The following is a 17,330-nucleotide window of genomic DNA, read 5'->3' on the forward strand; positions in this document are numbered from 1 at the left end:
AATAAAGGGCTTATTTCGATATTCGTTGCAGAACATAACATTAAAAATATAGACAGATTTGTATGCTGTTTATAAAATGACGTAAATTTTAGTTAATATTTTTAAAATAATGTTGAGTAATATATTTCAGGCCTTGGACAGTTTGGGCCTTACAGCACAAAAACGTGCAATCCATATTCAGTTTTCCAATCAAGATTTAAATACTCAAGTCTTCCTACAGCGTATTGATGGGCAGCATCAACTGAATGCGGGCTTTAAAGCAGAATTAATTTGCTTATCGACCAACGCGACCATTCCACTTAAACAATTTATTGGTAGCCAAGCCGCAATTGATACGGTGACCGATAATGGACAATTGACCCGTGTCACAGGGATTATTACTCAAGCCTTACAAGGGCAATCGGATGGTAGCCTAACTGTCTATAAGCTGACTTTAGAAGATCCCACCGCACTGTGGAAACAGCGCCGTAACAGCCGCGTGTTTATGAACAAGAGCGTGCCTGATGTCGTGCAACTTATCTTTAAAGAGTGGCAACAAAAGAGTTCTTTATTTGCGTCAAGCTTAACTTTGGACTTAAGCGGACTGAGCCAGAACTATGATATCCGTCCTTTTATTATGCAATATAATCAATCAGATGAAGCATTTTTAACATCTTTGATGCGTAGCGAAGGGATTAGCTGGTTAATTGATGAAGCCGAGCGAATCGTTCCGCAAAGCAGTGCCGCGATTCAGCCGCAAAAACTACGCTTGATTGATGACAATAGCCAATACCAAGCGCTAGACAGAAGAACGATTCGTTACCACCGCAGCAGTGCGACAGAGCAATATGACAGCATGACCAGTTTGGTCGGGCAACGCAGCTTACAACCGAGCAGCGTGCATGTACAACGTTGGCAAGCCGATGTACTGGAACAAGAAGATGGCGCAGGCAGTGTGCAGAGCACACATAAACACAGTGCTCAATACGACAATGCCAGTTTAGGGCTGGAACAGGCATGGCATTTCTCACCGGCATGGATGCAAGACCTGAATGGTGAAGATGGGGCAACCCCATCGGGCAATGCACAAATTGAAAAACTGAATCAAAATCTCGGTCAATATTACGACTTACAATCCAAGCAATTTACAGCCCATACCACCGTCCGCGACACGCATGTGGGTTACTGGTTTGAATTGGCTGAACATCCTGAAATTGATCAACATGCTGGCAGCGATAAAGAATTCCTGATTATAGGCAAAAACTTCTATAACCAAAACAATTTGCCCAAAGATCTACATCAACAGATCAATCAATTATTAGCACAAAGTAATTGGCAACCCACTCAATCTAATAACACAGAAGAACGCCAAGCCAATCAACTGACGCTACAACGCCGCAGCATTAAAACCGTACCCGAATTTAACCCATTGCAACACCGTCCAACAGCCTCACCGCAACGTGCCAAAGTGGTTGGGCCAAGCGGCGAAGAAATTCATGTGGATGAATGGGGGCGGATTAAAGTCCGTTTCCTATTCACCCGTAACGATGACCACAGTCATGATGGTGGTGCGGGTGCCAATGACAATGACACCGATTCAGCTTGGGTTGATGTACTGACGCCTTGGGCAGGTGAAGGCTATGGTGCACGTTTCTTACCACGTATTGGAGAAATCGTGGTGATTGACTTCTTTGATGGCAATATTGACCGTCCATTTGTGGTGGGAAGAATTCATGAAGGCCTGCGTAGCCCAACCAAGTTTGATCATGTAGGTAAGCTGCCAGACACCAAGAAACTGGCAGGGATCAAATCGAAAGAATATCAGGGCGAAGGCTTTAACCAACTGCGCTTTGATGACACCACAGGACAGATCAGCGCCCAGTTGCAAAGCAGTCATGCCGCCAGCCAACTGAATCTGGGTAAACTCAGTCATCCCAAAGACAAGGCTGAAAGTGAAGACCGCGGCGAAGGTTTCGAGTTACGCACCGACCAATGGGGTGCAGTGCGGGCAGGTGAAGGTCTTCTCGTTTCCACGCATAAACAGGATCAAGCCCAAGGTGAACATCTGGACGCACAAGTTGCTAAACAGCAGCTTGAGGGCAATCAAAACAATGCCAAAGCCTTAAGTGAAGTTGCCAAGAACCAACAGACCGATGAAATAGAATCGCTGGATCAACTTAAAGAGTTTGCGGAGCAGATCCAAGAGAAAATCGCACAATTTAAAAAATCATTATTATTGCTGAACTCACCTGCGGGTATTGGTTTAAGTAGCAATGAAGATATTTATCTCTCTGCGGATGGACAGATCAACCAGTTTGCAGGCGATAGTATCAATCTAAGTACGCAGAAAAATCTGATTACGCATGCGCAAAATAGAATCAGTGTGTTTGCTGCGCAGAATGGCATTAAACAGGTGGCTGCCAAAGGTAAGTTTGAAGTCCAAGCGCAGTCGGATGGCATGGATTTACTTGCCAAGCAAGGCATCCAGATTATTTCGACTGAAGACCGTATTGAGATCAGTAGTCCGAAAGAGATTGTGATTACTGCGGGTGGCTCTCAGATCAAACTGAATGGTTCAGGTATTTTCCCTGTGACCAGTGGGAAGTTTGAAGCAAAAGCAGGGCAGCATCTGTTTATGGGTGGGGCGAAAATTAATACGTCTTTACCAATATTAAAAGAACCAGTTTTTGCTGAGGTTAAAAAATTTAGCCATCGTCTTGATTTTTCTAATCTTGGGCTTTATTCCGATTATTTAAAAACTTCTTATCGTGTTCGTAAAAAAGATGGAATTTATTTAGAAGGCGTATTGGATGAAAGAGGTCGGACTAGTAGGATTTATTCAGAAGTTACAGAGCCTTTAGAAGTATTTATTGATACAGATGAGCCAGTTATTGGCTATATTGAAAATGAAACAGATAGCAAAGAATAGTTGGTATAAATCATGTCAAATATTGCATTTAAATTACGCTTTACATATAAGAATGTAGACGAAGAAATTCCGAACCTAGATTATAAAGTAACTTTTCAAAGTTTAGTGTTTCCTACTACAACGAGAGTTTTAGATAAAGATCAAACTACAAAAGAAGGAAAGGTAATAAAAACTTTATATACTCATTCCGAAAAAGGAATTTTAAGAGTTTTTGTAAAAGGTGGTCCAACAAAATATAAGAGCTTTACACAAATTTATCAGGAGAATATTGAGAAAGATTATTTCCTTAATGGAGCAATATTAACACTACCATTAAGTTTAATGAAGATTTTGGTTACAACAGAAGTAAAAGGGTCGTCTAAAACTTATGAAAGTGACTATCATCAGGTGAAGTCTGGTGAAAATTTAGCAAGTATAGCTAAAAAATATAACAAAGAAATTTCTCTACTTATGAGAAATAATAATATTTCTGATGCAAATGAAATTAGAATAGGTCAGAAAATATTTATTGGAAGTGCTAATGCATCAAGTAAAATGATGCTTCAAGTTGCAGCTCCTAAAGAAGGCTATTTTATTGAAATAGATTACATTGTAAATGTTGGCGATACTTTATTAAGTATCGCAAGAAAATTTAATTTAAATGTAGAAAGAATTAAAAAAGATAATGGGATAACTGATGCATATAGTCTTTATGCAGGTCAAAGGCTAAAATTAATAAATCATTCTGCAAAATTTTTAGGCCTAAGTAATCACAAGCTGATATTGAGTAAATTATATACTGAAGGTTTATTCCCAGTTACTAAAGTTAGTGGAGATTATACCCGACAAATTTCTGTAACTATTGCAGCACAGTTGTGGGAGATATTAGGTGCTTCTTTAGAAATAGGAGTAGCCTACGATGCTCGCGGTAACTGGATGCTATATTATGCTGTTGAAGACTCTATAAGTATTGATAAGAGTGCAATAAATTTACATGGTGGAAATGCAAAAAAAATAAGTGATGATATTGGATTTTCTCTTGCAGGAAGTAATATTAAGACTAATGCAAAACATGTTTCGGAATTAACTGGAGCAGGATATAGTCTAACAAATAGTGTTAACTTGGGAGCTTATAATGTGGGATTTGTAAATGTAAAATCTACGACCCAAGATTATGAAACTGGGGAAAGAAAAAAAGTGAGTGGCATTGGTGGTGTGGGGCAGATAAATATAGGTAAAAAAAGTGTAGAGGCCCCAAGTATTAATCATCAAGCTGGGGCTTCAATTGTAATTCCTTTATTTATTTATAATAAAAAGGTTAAGGAGTGATTTAATCACTCTTATTAGGATTTTTCTTATACTGGTCTAACCAGTATATAGATTTTCCTAGTTCATTTTTATCTTTGTAGTAAAGAGAGATATTGTATTGTGCAAGATCATAACCCTGTTCTGCATATGGTTTTATCAATTCAATAGCTTTGTTTATATTCTTATCAGTACCTTTACCCTCATCATATAAACTTGCTAGTTGAATAGCTGCTGTTGCATAATTTTGCTTAGATGACTTTGTGTACCATTCAAATGCTTGTTTGTAATCTTGCTTAACTCCCCTACCATAATAGTATGCTTGTCCTACATTAAACTGACCAGCAGCACTACCATGATCTGCAGAAAATAGAAACTTTTCTAAAGCTTTTGTTGAATCTTGTGGAAAGATAATCCCATTTTCATAATATATACCAATATAATTAACAGCTTCATAAGAACCAAGCTTAGCTGCTTTTTCAAAAAGGGTTAATGCTTTTTGATAGTCATGCTCATTTTTTGAATTGTTAAATGCAATCAAGGCTAAGTTATGTATTGATGGGGCATGGTTTTGTTTAGCTGCTAATGTATACCAATGAATAGCTTTTTCTTCATCAGTTTCACCATTAAATCCATATTGATAACTTGCACCAATATCATTTTGAGCGGTTGGATTCCCTTGTTTAGCTAACTCGAATAAAATTGGAAAAGCTTTATCATATCTGTCATCATTGATGAAATCTTCTGCTTGTTTTAGCTTTTTATTTGTTTCTTGATCGTAGATATATACTTTTTCTGAATTTGAATTTTTGATATTCGTATTATGATCTTGTTTTGTACTACCGCATGAAATCAAGAAGATAAGTGATGTAAGAACTAAAAATTTTTTCATATAAATTTTAAACTTTAGCGCAACATAGACGAAGATAAATTTTAATTTATATTTTTATACAAAACAATTAATTAGATGGCTTGTTGTTTGTTTTTTTGTAACAGTAAGCTTTGAGGTTATACAAAATTATTCAGTTTTTTTCTCTTATCAATATATATTAAAGATTGAAGTTAAAGGTTGTCATTATTTGGTTTTATTTAGATTTTAATAAATTTGATTTTTTTCTTTATATACTAAAGCCATTGAAGAATGGGCGGATGATGGCAGTTTCCATACCAAGCTAAAATGGCATCCACGTTTACGCCAAGTTGCGGTTTACGATGCTTATGATGTACCAACCTATTATTATTTTGATTTGGATGGTTTTACCTATCGGACTCGTTTAGCTGATGGTCGAGAGTCTTGGTATTCTCGTGATGGTGAAAAACGTATTACCCGACAAATTGACTTTGAAGGTCGAGAAACGCAGCAAGAATATAATGATCAGGGACAACTGGCGAAAATTGTACAGCCGAATGGTGGTGTGATTCGCTTTGCTTATGATGAGCAAGGCAATTTAACCGAGACCAAAGATCCAGAAGGCAATATCTGGAAACGGGAATATGATGCACAAGGCAATGTCAGCAAAGAGATTAATCCTTTAGGTCATGTCACTCAATATAAATACAACAGCAATAATCAAGTGGTGAAAGTGGTTGATGCCAAAGGAGGTATCAAGAAAATCCAATACAACGATCAAGGGCAAATGCTGTCTTATACCGATTGTTCAGGCAAAAGCAGTACATGGGAATATGATGAAAACGGTGACTTAAGTGCCCAACAAGAGGCGAATGAGCAGAAAGTTCAATATCTGTATAGTATGCAAGGCAAAGATAAAGGTCAGCTTCAAGCCATCGTATACCCAGATGGATTAAAAGAGCTGTTTGAGCATGATCAAGAAGGTCGTCTGCTTAATCACACCGACACCAACGGCTTAACCACTCAATATCAATACAATACTGTCGGCCTGTTAGAACAACGTATTGATGCCAATCAGCATCGTGTGGGCTATCAATGGGATAAGCAGGGTCGTATCCAGAAGCTTATTAACCAGAATCAGGCTGAATACCAGTTTAGCTATAATAAGTTTGGTCAATTAGTTCGTGAACAAGCATTTGATGGTGAAGAAAAGCACTATAGTTATAGTGAAAATGGTCTATTGTTCCAGATTCGACAACCCAATATTCTGACCGAATTTAGCTATTATGATGATGGACAGATTGCGTCTAAAACATATACGCATCTGCATACTCATCAAAGCCAGACAGAGCAATTTGAATATAATTTAAATCAACAATTAAGCTCAGCCAGTAATGCAGAAAGTCAGGTTCAACTGTATCGTAATCAGCTTGGACAATTGGTGCGTGAACACCAGCATTATAAGATGTTGAATCTAACGGCTGTACTGCGTTATGAATATGATGAACTGGGTCATCTGGTTAAAACCATTCGTCCAGATGGACAGCAACAGACCAATCTGAGTTATGGTTCAGGACATATCTACGGAATTGCGTTTAACCAACAGGATGTTGTTTCTTTCCAACGTGATGATTTGCATCGTGAAACGGTACGTTTCTTGGCAAATGGTTTGGTACAAACCAAGCATTATAATGATGTCGGACTACTGATTTCTCAACAGATTGAGCCTGAGCAAGAAAGCTCAGATCGACTCCGTTATCAAGCACATAGACATTATCAATATGATAAAAACTATTTGCTCACCCAAGTTGAAGACAGTCGTTTAGGACAGCTTAATTATCAATATGATCCGATTGGACGTTTGATTTCAACGCAAAGTAAGCATAAAAACGAAAGTTTTAAGTTCGATCCAGCGGGGAATCTGGTTGATCCAATCAACCAGACAACACATGCCAAAAACAATTTAATCAAGCAGTATCAAGGCAAGCATTATCAATATGATGTACAAGGCAATGTGATTGAAACCACGCAAAATGGCAAGGTCTTAAAGCTGACTTGGGACAATCATAACCGTTTGATGCAAAGTAACTTGAATGGGCAAGTGACTCAGTATGGTTATGATGTCTTTGGACGTCGTTTATATAAGAAATCATCAAATCAAGACTTTACCTTATTTGGTTGGGATGGTGATTTGATGATTTGGGAATCTAGCCAAAATTCGAACCATCCTGAGAATAGCTATACCAAACATTATGTTTATGAGCCTGATAGCTTTGTACCGTTAATGCAGGCAGGTTATCAGGGTTTTATTCAACTGATAGAAACACCTGATTATAGTGAATATCTCAACAAGCCTTATTCGGTTTATAAAGATCCGATCTGGAGCAGTGATACACGTAAAAACCGTGTGGATTTAGAACAAACTGTTTTTTATCATTGTGATCAAGTCGGAACACCGCAAACGCTGAGTAATGCCGCAGGTGAATGTGTTTGGGAAATTACTCAGGATACGTGGGGAACTGCACTCGAGATTCAAATGCTAAATAAAGACAATCCATTTGAGCAGAGTAATCTTAGGTTCCAAGGTCAATATTACGATAGTGAAACAGGACTGCATTATAACCGTTATCGTTATTATGAACCGTATAGTGCAAGGTATATGAGTAAAGATCCGATTGGGTTATTTGGTGGATTAAATAGTGCAAAATATGTCAATAATCCTATACAACTAGTAGATATGTTAGGCCTAATTGAATGGAAGGGTACCGAAAAAAGTTATACAGTATTTGCTGTAACAGGGTTATCTTACGATTTAACTTCACAATGTATTAATGGTGTCCAAAATAGTGTTAAATTTAAAGTAATAGGTGCTGGGATTGCTGGAAAAGGGTTTCCTTACACTATTAATAATGTTTCAGAAGTGACAATGGTCGATAATTATAAAACTTTAAATCCTAAAGCTTTTAATGGTGCTTGGGGAGATATGAGTGCTGGAGCTACTTGGCGTGGTGGAAAAGGAGTTGGAATGACGGCTGTTGGAGAGGCTACAAGTGATGGGTGGTCTAATGATTATAGTAATGGACATTCTTTAGGTGCGGGAATTTCAATGGGTAAGGTAGTTGGCTTTGATTATAGAACTAGCTCATGTCAGATTAGTGAAGTACCCAAATGTGGGCCAGGTGGATGCTTTAAAAAAGATATTCCTACTATGAAATATGATATTAATCAGGCTAAAAAATATAAACCAGTTACCCAGCCACCTGTTATTTTACCACCAATTAGTAATGCTTTTCCTTCAAATTAACTTGAGACTATTATGATTAAATATTTAAATATTTTTGTGATCTTATTTTTAGTTGGCTGTAATAGTCCTGATAGTGCAGCAAATCCTGAATTTGAAAGTTTAAAAAGTGCAGCAGAGCAAGGGGATATTCGCGCTCAATCACAGATGGGAGACGTATATTTATTTGGTGAGTATAATTTTGATGTTGATTATAAAAAAGCCTTTGAGTGGTATCAAAAAGCAGCTGAACAAAATGATGCAAAATCGCAATATAACTTAGCAATAATGTATTTAAATGGATATGGTGTAAAAAAAGATTTGCCAAAGTCCGTCGAATATTATAGAAAATCAGCTTTGCAAGGAGATGCTGATAGTCAACTACAATTGGGAATCAGGTATCTCAATGGTGAAGGTGTAGAAAAAAATCTTGAAACTGCAAAAGAATGGTTTCAGAAGGCAAAAAATTCAGGAAATGAAGAGGCTATTTCTTATTTAAGAAAAATTGATAATTAATAGCTTTGTATTAAATATGAAGAGATCTTTTTTTTAAAATCTATTTATTTTAATGTGGTTTTAGATATTAAGTAGGTTGTCGTTTTATATTGTAATAGGTTTTATGGTTAATATTTTTAAATTTTTACAATTATTTGGTTTGAGTATACTTTTTTGTGCTTGTGTAAATAGTGCTCCATACGAAAATGCTTATGAATTTAAATTAGCAGAAATTGGTAATGTTGATGCACAATATAATGTTGCAATGAATTTTTTAAATGGTGATGAAGGTTACCCAAAGTGTTGGGTGGTGGGGAGCTAGGTTTGGAGTAACAACTCCTGCTGGATCCTTTTTTGATCGAAATGGCCCCGTAGGTGTGGAAGTCGGTATTGGTACGCCTGGAGTTGATATTAGCGTAAGTGATAGTAAACCGACTTTAGTTCGTACACAAGATTAAAGGTTATAGAATGAAAAAATCATTATATTATATATTTCTCTCTTGTCTTATTATAAGCTGTAATTCTGTAAGTGAGAATAATGTACCTGAGAAAATCGACTTAAAAGAACTTTCTAATGAAATATTTAAGGGATATGAATATGAATATGATACTGATAGGGAAAAGAGCTCGACTCAACTTTTAGTATTGAAAATAAAAAAACAAGATTTTTCTAGCAAAGATTATGAGGGCGTAAAAAATGATCTGTTAAAGAGAAAGTGGGATTTGATAGACTCTTATAAAAGTTATTATAATTTTTGTAAAACTAATTATTATTCGGTAGATATATTGAATCCGATTTATGATAAGCATTATACACGAGACGGTGAAGAAGTTAATTTTAAAAGCAAAGATTATTGGTACTTTGCACTTTATTATAATAAACTAGGTGTTAATAATTGTATGGATTATTATAGTAAGTAATTATTTTGTATGTTTTTTAATTTGGTTCGTGTGAAAAAAATCATTTTAATCAGCTCATTTTTGTTAGCCGGATGTGATAATGAAACAGTAAAAAAGCCTTATTTAGATCAGGTTAATCAAAGATTTGTTGATGAGGCCGAAGTTCTATTTAATGGTACTGTTGAAGACTTAAGTGCTTATTCTTCATATACTGATAACACTGTGGCATATAAAATTAAAGCAGATAAATTTGATATTAATGTTTTTATGAAAGAAGAGAGTAAAGATTTAAAAAAAATGGGCTGGTTTTTCTTTAAGAAGTATAATGAAAGTTATATTTTTTGTGATGGGAAAAGACAATTAGAGATAATATCACCTAGAATTGTTTCTAAAAATGAAGTTTTAGTTAAAGGTTCTGCTGGTATGCAGTTAGATGACTTTTGGCATGTTATATTTATGTCGCCAAATAATACTAACCGCTATGTTTGTTATGATTACAAGAAATAATTTTTATATTTTAAATTTTATTTTTTTATCAAGGTGTGTGTTTTTATATAATGAAAAATATATATAAATCTTTTTTAATTCTCGTATTATTAACTTCCTGTTCACAAGATGAAAATGTTGAGATCGGAAGAAGTAGTCATCCAATTAACATGGAGTTGAAAAGACAGGCTAAAGATATTTTTGGAGATAAGCTAGAAAGTGAGAGAAGTTATCAATCATTTTCTTCAAATGATGTTGTTTATAAAATTAATGTTGAAAATTTGAGTATGGAAGAGTTTGAAAATTATAAAGATCAGATATTGCCTAAAAAAAAATGGATTTTTAGATCAAAAGTTAATGAGGGCTATATTTTTTGCCAAGGTTCTCGCCAATTAGAAATAATTCCTCCACAAGTTCTTGTCGGTAACAATGAACTAGGCCGGGGAGATATTGGTAAACAGCTTGAAAAGAATTGGAATGTTTTTTTTAGACATACTGCTAATGGTACTTTAAATGAATGTTTTTTGAGAATTAGAAATAAGATGTTGTGAAAAGTGAGTGTAGAGTAATTTTAATTTTTTCAATTAGATATAATGTTGAAGCACAGGGTCGTACAATTACCAGAACTATCAAGGACTAAATATGTGTGTAAGTAAATTCGGTCTAAGTATTACTATTATATTACTATTAATAGGTTGTAGTCATAGTGTTTATGAGCAACCTTCTGATAAATATCCATTTAAAAGCCAAATGGTAAAACTTTTGGGAAGTAATATTGAAATTATAGATTCAATAAATAAGCATGAAGCACAAATTTCTTATTTCGAATTTATTAAGGATCCTAATAAAATAGATAAAATAGTAGAGCATTTAGAGAAGAATGGGTGGATTTTTAAAGGAAAAGGTCAAGGAGTTGTTACTTATTGTCTAGGCTCGAATAATAAAGTTAATATAGTTAGTCCAACCTTTGGAGAAATTTTAGACTATAAAGGTGGGAAATTGAAAATAACTAATTATAATGTTGATACGGTCTTATTTCGTTATTATAAATGGGGGGATGATCTGTGCGAATGATTTTATGAAAATTCTACTTAAATCCATAGTCTTATTTTCTTTATTTTTACAAGTCGGTTGTTCTGATAAGATTGATGAGCGACTCTAGGATAAATACTCTTTGAAAAAAATTAACAAATGCTTTCTTAATAGTTATATTGCTTTTGAGGGGGTAAGATAAATGTCGGATGGGTTTGTTTTATTTTTATTTTTGTTCTCATTAATTTTATATGTTGTTTTGTTTTGCGTAGTTAGATTTTATTTGTTTAAATATTTTGTTAATAAAAGCATTGTAAATGATTATTTAGGTTTTAACTTGAAAAGTTATAAACATACTAAATATCTTTATAGGATAGTATTTAAAAATTTTGACAATCGTGATTTTTATGCAAAGAGAATAAGGTTTTTCTATTTTATACAGATTGCTTTTTTGCTTTTATTCGTTTTTTCATTTTTTTTAATGTTGAGCTGATTTGTGAAATTTAATGTAGCTTTTTTTTAATTTGGTCTAATTTCTTAAATGCTCAATGTGTTAAGGTTGATGGTTTGAAATAAAAAGGTGAAAATGTGAAAGATAGCTATTGTGTGGGTTGTTATTGTGTGGGTTCATATTTGATTGCAAAATAGACTCAGAAATTGTGACCTTGCAAATTTTTATTTAAATAGGGCTGCTAATTATTTTTATCCAACTTATTAGTCACTAGGTCATTTATACTATTTGCAAGAAGATCTAATGAATTCTAAAAAATGTTTGTTTCGGCTAGATTTTTAAGAGGTTTTTATAAGGTGCTGAAAAATAAATTATTGTTGAGTCTAACGGTAAGCATTTTCATTACTGCATGTAATGCTTCAAATACATCATCTGATTTAAATATGACATTTGAACAAGCAGAAGAATTAAGGTCACAAGCAGAAGCAGCTCCATCAAATTCAGATGAAAAGAAAAAATATTATAAAAGACTCGAAACTATTTATGGAAATTTAGCAAAAGAAGGGAATAGTGATGCTCAACTCATATTGGCTGATATTTATTTTAAAGCGCTGAGTGGAACTTATGATGCTGAAAAATCATTTGAGTGGACAAAAAAATCGGCAGATAATGGAAATATTTCTGCTATGTATAATACGGGTTTTAAATACTATACTGGGGTTGGAGTGCAAAAAAATATAGAAAATTCAAAAAAATATTATCTTAAAGCTGCTAAATTGAATGATGTTGATGCAATGGGCTCTATAGGTTCTATTTATATTGAAGAAGGAAATACTGAAGAAGGGTTGATTTATTTAAAGAGGGCTGCTGAAAAGAATGATGCACTTTCCCTGTTTGAGTTAGGGTTGATATATTGCGATGGTGTGGTTGTAAAAAAAGACTATAAACTTTGTAATGATTATTGGGAAAAATCTGCATTATTAAATAATGCTGAAGCTGCTCTAAATTTAGGTATTAACGTAATGAATGGTAAGGGTGTCCCTAAAGATGTGGATAGGGCTATTAAGTATTTTGAAATAGCTAGTGAATTGAGTAAAGGACAAGCATCTTACAACTTAGGGGTTATATATTCATCTCCAAATTACAATAAGTTAAATGAAAGCTTATCTCAGTTTTACTTTAATAAAGCATATGAGCAAGGCATATCAAATGCTAAAGAAAAGATAAAACAGTAAGTATTCATATGATAAATATTGTTGTACAAGAGACAATGTGGGAATAATCATAGGAGAAAATACGGTCCATAATTATGCTCCTATTAAATTAATTAATACTGGGAGCGAAAATAATGAGTGAAAATGTTAATGAGGGACTAAGAAGTGTAGCCAAAAAAGTTGTTGCTTACCAGTTTTTTTCTATAATAATACTTGCATTTTTTACAGTAGTTGGTAGTGAGTATGATCTCAATATTTTAGTGTTTCTAGGTTTTTTTATTGTGGGTATATATAGTATGTATATATTAAAAATATTAATTTTTGATGAAAATATTTGCCCAAATTGTAATAAAAATTTTTTTAAAAAAGAAGGCAGTTTATCTAATCTTGGGTTTAGTATTTATACTAAAAATTGTACGAATTGTGGGTATAAGCTTCAAAAATAATTTGAGGTTTTTAAAAATTTAATCAGAGAGAAATGTTGTTTTGCATTGTTTTAACTAATTTTTATACAATATTTTTTGTAACTGACTGGAGTAAGGGGTGAGTAATAATTTATGAAAAAAATGGTTTCAATGCTATTAGTAGTTTTAACAGGTTGTAGTTCATGTGTATATAAACCTATTGATGAAAGATCTTTGGATTTTGAGAAGCTTTCTAATGAGTTTTTTTCAAAATATGATTTTGATTTTGAAAGCCGTTTAAATAAAAGTAATATTGTGACAAGTAATGTTTTTATTAGAGGTGATAAATTTTTAAATGCTGATTTTGAAAAGGTTAAGCTGAAAATAGATAAGACTTGGAGGTTGGTTTATTCATCACAAGATCAGTATGTTTACTGTTATAATAGATACAATGAAATGGCAATAGTAAATCCAAAGCATTTGAATTATTACAATAAATTTTCAGAGAAATTATATCTTACTAGGGAGGATGTTGGAAATTGGGTGATTCTATTTACATATGATGAGGATGGAACAGATTATTGTAAAGATGAAGAATTTAATTAACTCTATAGGTTTTAGTGGTTTTTATGTTTGATTTTCTTAAATGTAGTCAGTTGTTTGGTTTAAGTCTACTTTTTTGTGCTTGCACAAATAGTGCACCATACGAAAATAGTCATGAATTTAAATTAGCAGAAACTGGTAATGTTGATGCGCAATATAATGTTGCAATGAATTTTTTAAATGGTGATGAAGGTTACCCAAAAGATTATGATCAAGCTAAGCGATGGCTTGAAATGGCTTCTGAACAAGGTGATGCTTCTGCGCAAAATGCTTTAGGTATTATTTATTTAAGGGGACTAGGCGGTGATAAAAATCTAAGTAAATCAGAATATTATTACAGATTAGCGGCAAGTAAAAATCATGAAAGTGCACAATTGCAATTAGCTCTCATTCTATTAAATAATAAAAAAGATGGGGGAGTAAAGGAAGCTAAAGAATGGTTAGAAAAGGCTAGCTTACAAGGGAATACTGAGGCAAAGGATAAGCTGAAGGAGTTAGACGGTAAGTAGTTTATTTTTAATAATGCTTCAGGAATGGTTGTATTTTCGAATGAGAAAATAATGGGACAAGCAGCTTCCTGAGCAGTAAAAGCTGTAGCAGAAGATAAAGAAAGTCCGAGTAAAAAAAATAGGACAGTTTAATGTTTACACTTCTAGTTGAAGTAATGATGAGTGTTTTTATCGCTAATTTTAAAGCAAATGAACATCCTGTTATTATTGAGATGGTAAGTGTTTTTTTAATTTCTGTAGTAATGTTTTTGTTGATAGTTTTTTTAGATATTTCAAGTGGTAAGGAAAGTTCAATTGGGCTGGCGTTGGCGATAAGTGTTTTATGTGGGGTAATAATAAGCATTGGTATTTTAATGGTTGAATTTTTTTAAATTATATAGATAGAAAGTGATGGATTTGTTAAAAGGTGGTGAAGCTTGTGCAGGAGCAAAATATTTGCAATGTGAGGCTAGACGTGATCATACCATAAAGCAAATGGTTTAATTTAAAATCACCTAAAGATGTATAAATTGGCTTAAGTAGAGACAAAGCTGATATTAATGCTGGTGCTTCGATTAGTATTCCACTTCTACAAACACCGATCAAATATTAAGAGAACATTTATGAAATTTTTAATGGTATGTTTTTTTATAATTTTCATTGTTGCATGTTCTAGTGCAGAAAGGTCAAAAAATATTCCAGATAGGTTTAAGGACTTTATGAATCAATATTTTTATGGTTATAAATATGACTATGAAGATATTAGCTCTCGTGGTAATAAAAATTATGGTCAACAATATGCATTGTTTAAAATAAAAAAAAGTGACTTAAATCTCAATGAATTGAATATTATTTATGAAAAACTGGCTAAAGGAGGGTGGCGTCTAGTTGAAATTAGTAATAACAAAAACTATGCTAGTTTTTGTTATGGAGAGGATTTTTCTCTTGATATTTTATATCCTTTGGAAAAGTATGAAAAAACACCTTCAGGTATTTCACTTAATTATAATGATATAAATTACATTTATATATCTCCTTATAAAAGTACGACTAAAATAACAGAATGCAATCAGAATCCTAATGATTTTATAGATTTTACCAAGCTTTAAGTTATGAAGTTTATATTAATATTTCCTCTAGTTCTTCTTATGATGGCTTGTTCACGTGCTGATAAATCAGAGGTCAAAAGTCTTAATAATAAGACAATAATTAAAAAATTTGAAAGTGATGCTAACTATATTTTTGGTGATCGCATCTTTGATAAACATTCATTCTCATCCTATAATGCAGATAGATTAATATTTCAAATTCAGAGTGATGGTGGTATTGGCGAAAGGGATTTTTTAAACAATATTGAACCTAGTCTTAAAGAAAAAGGATGGTTGTATAAAGAAAAATATAAAGAAGCTTATATTTACTGTGATAAAAACACTAATCAACTAGAACTAGTACCTCCTGTTAAATTAGATGCTTATAGTTCTACTGGTGAAGGACAGTCATTAAACCAGTTGGTTGGGCATTGGAATGTAGGTTTTATTCACTCTAGACATAAACGGTATGTGTGTAATATTGATAGTTAGTATTATTTTAATACTGCGTTATGAATATGATGAACTGGGTCATCTGGTTAAAACCATTCGCCCTGATGGACAGCAGCAGACCAATCTGAGCTATGGTTCAGGACATATTTACGGAATTGCGTTTAACCAACAGGATGTTGTTTCTTTCCAACGTGATGATTTGCATCGTGAAACGGTACGTTTTCTGGCAAATGGTTTGGTACAAACCAAGCATTATAATGATGTCGGACTACTGATTTCTCAACAGATTGAGCCTGAGCAAGAAAGCTCAGATCGACTCCGTTACCAAGCGCATAGACATTATCAATATGATAAAAACTATTTGCTCACCCAAGTTGAAGACAGTCGTTTAGGACAGCTTAATTATCAATATGATCCGATTGGACGTTTGATTTCAACGCAAAGTCAGCATAAAAACGAAAGTTTTAAGTTCGATCCAGCGGGGAATCTGGTTGATCCAATCAACCAGACAACACATGCCAAAAACAATTTAATCAAGCAGTATCAAGGCAAGCATTATCAATATGATGTACAAGGCAATGTGATTGAAACCACGCAAAATGGCAAGGTCTTAAAGCTGACTTGGGACAATCATAACCGTTTGATTCAAAGTAACTTGAATGGGAAAGTGACTCAGTATGGTTATGATGTCTTTGGACGTCGTTTATATAAGAAATCATCAAACCAAGATCTCACTTTATTTGGTTGGGATGGTGATTTGATGATTTGGGAATCAGGCCAAAATTTGGACAAGCCTGAGAATAGCTATACCAAACATTATGTTTATGAGCCTGACAGCTTTGTACCGTTAATGCAGGCAGGTTATCAGGGTTTTATTCAACTGATAGAAACACCTGATTATAGTGAATATCTCAACAAGCCTTATTCGGTTTATAAAGATCCGATCTGGAGCAGTGATACACGTAAAAACCGTGTGGATTTAGAACAAACTGTTTTTTATCATTGTGATCAAGTCGGAACACCGCAAACGCTGAGTAATGCCGCAGGTGAATGTGTTTGGGAAATTACTCAGGATACGTGGGGAACTGCACTCGAGATTCAAATGCTAAATAAGGACAATCCATTTGAGCAGAGTAATCTCAGATTCCAAGGTCAGTATTACGATAATGAAACAGGACTGCATTATAACCGTTATCGCTATTATGAGCCGTATAGCGCTAGGTATATGAGTAAAGATCCGATTGGACTCGAAGGTGGGCTTAATCTTCGTGATTATGTCAAAAATCCAAGTCAGTGGGTTGATCCATTAGGCTTAGCCTCTGAACGAGCTGGAACAAATATAGCTTTAGAAACCTATAATCTAAGTGCTCCACATTTACCTGATAATAGTATTC

16 protein-coding genes and 2 pseudogenes are annotated in these 17,330 nt (G+C 33.9%); 17 read left to right on the top strand and 1 reads right to left on the bottom strand.

The genetic code is table 11. From position 1 onward, the window contains the following. The first annotated feature begins 109 nt into the window (after window positions 1-109). Together V6E90_RS03700 and V6E90_RS03705 are read left to right on the top strand one after the other, a co-directional pair. Window positions 110-2,908: a type VI secretion system Vgr family protein gene (locus tag V6E90_RS03700; RefSeq protein WP_332604528.1), complete on the top strand. Its 2,799-nt coding sequence runs from the start codon at window positions 110-112 to the stop codon at window positions 2,906-2,908. A gap of 12 nt (window positions 2,909-2,920) precedes the next feature. After that, window positions 2,921-4,216 carry a LysM peptidoglycan-binding domain-containing protein gene (locus V6E90_RS03705; RefSeq protein WP_332604529.1) on the top strand — a complete coding sequence of 432 codons (1,296 nt, stop codon included), beginning with the start codon at window positions 2,921-2,923 and terminating at the stop codon, window positions 4,214-4,216. A 1-nt stretch (window position 4,217) separates the two neighbouring features. Here the strand turns inward: V6E90_RS03705 and V6E90_RS03710 are convergent, their stop codons facing one another. Next, window positions 4,218-5,084 carry a tetratricopeptide repeat protein gene (locus V6E90_RS03710; RefSeq protein WP_332604530.1) on the bottom strand — a complete coding sequence of 289 codons (867 nt, stop codon included), beginning with the start codon at window positions 5,082-5,084 and terminating at the stop codon, window positions 4,218-4,220. A gap of 235 nt (window positions 5,085-5,319) precedes the next feature. On the opposite strand from V6E90_RS03710, the pseudogene V6E90_RS03715 reads away from it, so the two are divergent. From V6E90_RS03715 to V6E90_RS03785, 15 genes and pseudogenes are all read left to right on the top strand, one after another. Further along, window positions 5,320-8,346: pseudogene (locus V6E90_RS03715) on the top strand (RHS repeat-associated core domain-containing protein); the annotation flags it as partial. Window positions 8,347-8,358: 12 nt separating this feature from the next. After that, entirely contained in the window at window positions 8,359-8,838 is a 480-nt protein-coding gene (locus V6E90_RS03720) for a tetratricopeptide repeat protein (RefSeq protein WP_016542870.1), read from the top strand. 103 nt (window positions 8,839-8,941) lie between these two features. After that, on the top strand, window positions 8,942-9,139 hold the full coding sequence (locus tag V6E90_RS03725; RefSeq protein ID WP_332604531.1) for a sugar ABC transporter permease: 198 nt from the start codon (window positions 8,942-8,944) through the stop codon (window positions 9,137-9,139). Between the two features lie 146 nt (window positions 9,140-9,285). Continuing rightward, a complete protein-coding gene (locus V6E90_RS03730) occupies window positions 9,286-9,738 on the top strand; it encodes a hypothetical protein (RefSeq protein WP_016660631.1) in 453 nt (150 codons plus the stop codon). A gap of 9 nt (window positions 9,739-9,747) precedes the next feature. After that, window positions 9,748-10,224, top strand: a complete 477-nt coding sequence (locus V6E90_RS03735; RefSeq protein ID WP_332604532.1) for a hypothetical protein — start codon at window positions 9,748-9,750, stop codon at window positions 10,222-10,224. A 50-nt stretch (window positions 10,225-10,274) separates the two neighbouring features. Continuing rightward, window positions 10,275-10,754, top strand: coding sequence for a hypothetical protein (locus tag V6E90_RS03740; RefSeq protein WP_332604533.1), 480 nt, complete (start codon window positions 10,275-10,277; stop codon window positions 10,752-10,754). A 91-nt stretch (window positions 10,755-10,845) separates the two neighbouring features. Next, window positions 10,846-11,277, top strand: coding sequence for a hypothetical protein (locus tag V6E90_RS03745; protein ID WP_332604534.1), 432 nt, complete (start codon window positions 10,846-10,848; stop codon window positions 11,275-11,277). A 726-nt stretch (window positions 11,278-12,003) separates the two neighbouring features. After that, entirely contained in the window at window positions 12,004-12,921 is a 918-nt protein-coding gene (locus V6E90_RS03750; protein ID WP_332604535.1) for a tetratricopeptide repeat protein, read from the top strand. A gap of 113 nt (window positions 12,922-13,034) precedes the next feature. Next, complete coding sequence (locus V6E90_RS03755) at window positions 13,035-13,346, top strand: hypothetical protein (RefSeq protein WP_332604536.1); 312 nt, start codon at window positions 13,035-13,037, stop codon at window positions 13,344-13,346. Between the two features lie 111 nt (window positions 13,347-13,457). Then, on the top strand, window positions 13,458-13,910 hold the full coding sequence (locus V6E90_RS03760; protein ID WP_332604537.1) for a hypothetical protein: 453 nt from the start codon (window positions 13,458-13,460) through the stop codon (window positions 13,908-13,910). Between the two features lie 23 nt (window positions 13,911-13,933). Continuing rightward, window positions 13,934-14,416 (top strand): tetratricopeptide repeat protein, encoded by a 483-nt coding sequence (locus tag V6E90_RS03765; RefSeq protein ID WP_332604538.1) that lies wholly within the window; start codon window positions 13,934-13,936, stop codon window positions 14,414-14,416. 131 nt (window positions 14,417-14,547) lie between these two features. Next, window positions 14,548-14,787, top strand: a complete 240-nt coding sequence (locus tag V6E90_RS03770; protein ID WP_070075249.1) for a hypothetical protein — start codon at window positions 14,548-14,550, stop codon at window positions 14,785-14,787. Between the two features lie 231 nt (window positions 14,788-15,018). Continuing rightward, window positions 15,019-15,504, top strand: coding sequence for a hypothetical protein (locus tag V6E90_RS03775; RefSeq protein ID WP_332604539.1), 486 nt, complete (start codon window positions 15,019-15,021; stop codon window positions 15,502-15,504). A gap of 3 nt (window positions 15,505-15,507) precedes the next feature. Beyond that, complete coding sequence (locus V6E90_RS03780; RefSeq protein ID WP_332604540.1) at window positions 15,508-15,975, top strand: hypothetical protein; 468 nt, start codon at window positions 15,508-15,510, stop codon at window positions 15,973-15,975. Further along, window positions 15,965-17,263: pseudogene (locus tag V6E90_RS03785) on the top strand (RHS repeat-associated core domain-containing protein); the annotation flags it as partial. The gene V6E90_RS03780 and the pseudogene V6E90_RS03785, both read left to right, overlap by 11 nt. Between the last annotated feature and the right edge of the window lie 67 nt (window positions 17,264-17,330).

The organism is Acinetobacter sp. ESBL14, assembly GCF_036668815.1.
GTDB classification, from domain to species: domain Bacteria; phylum Pseudomonadota; class Gammaproteobacteria; order Pseudomonadales; family Moraxellaceae; genus Acinetobacter; species Acinetobacter gyllenbergii.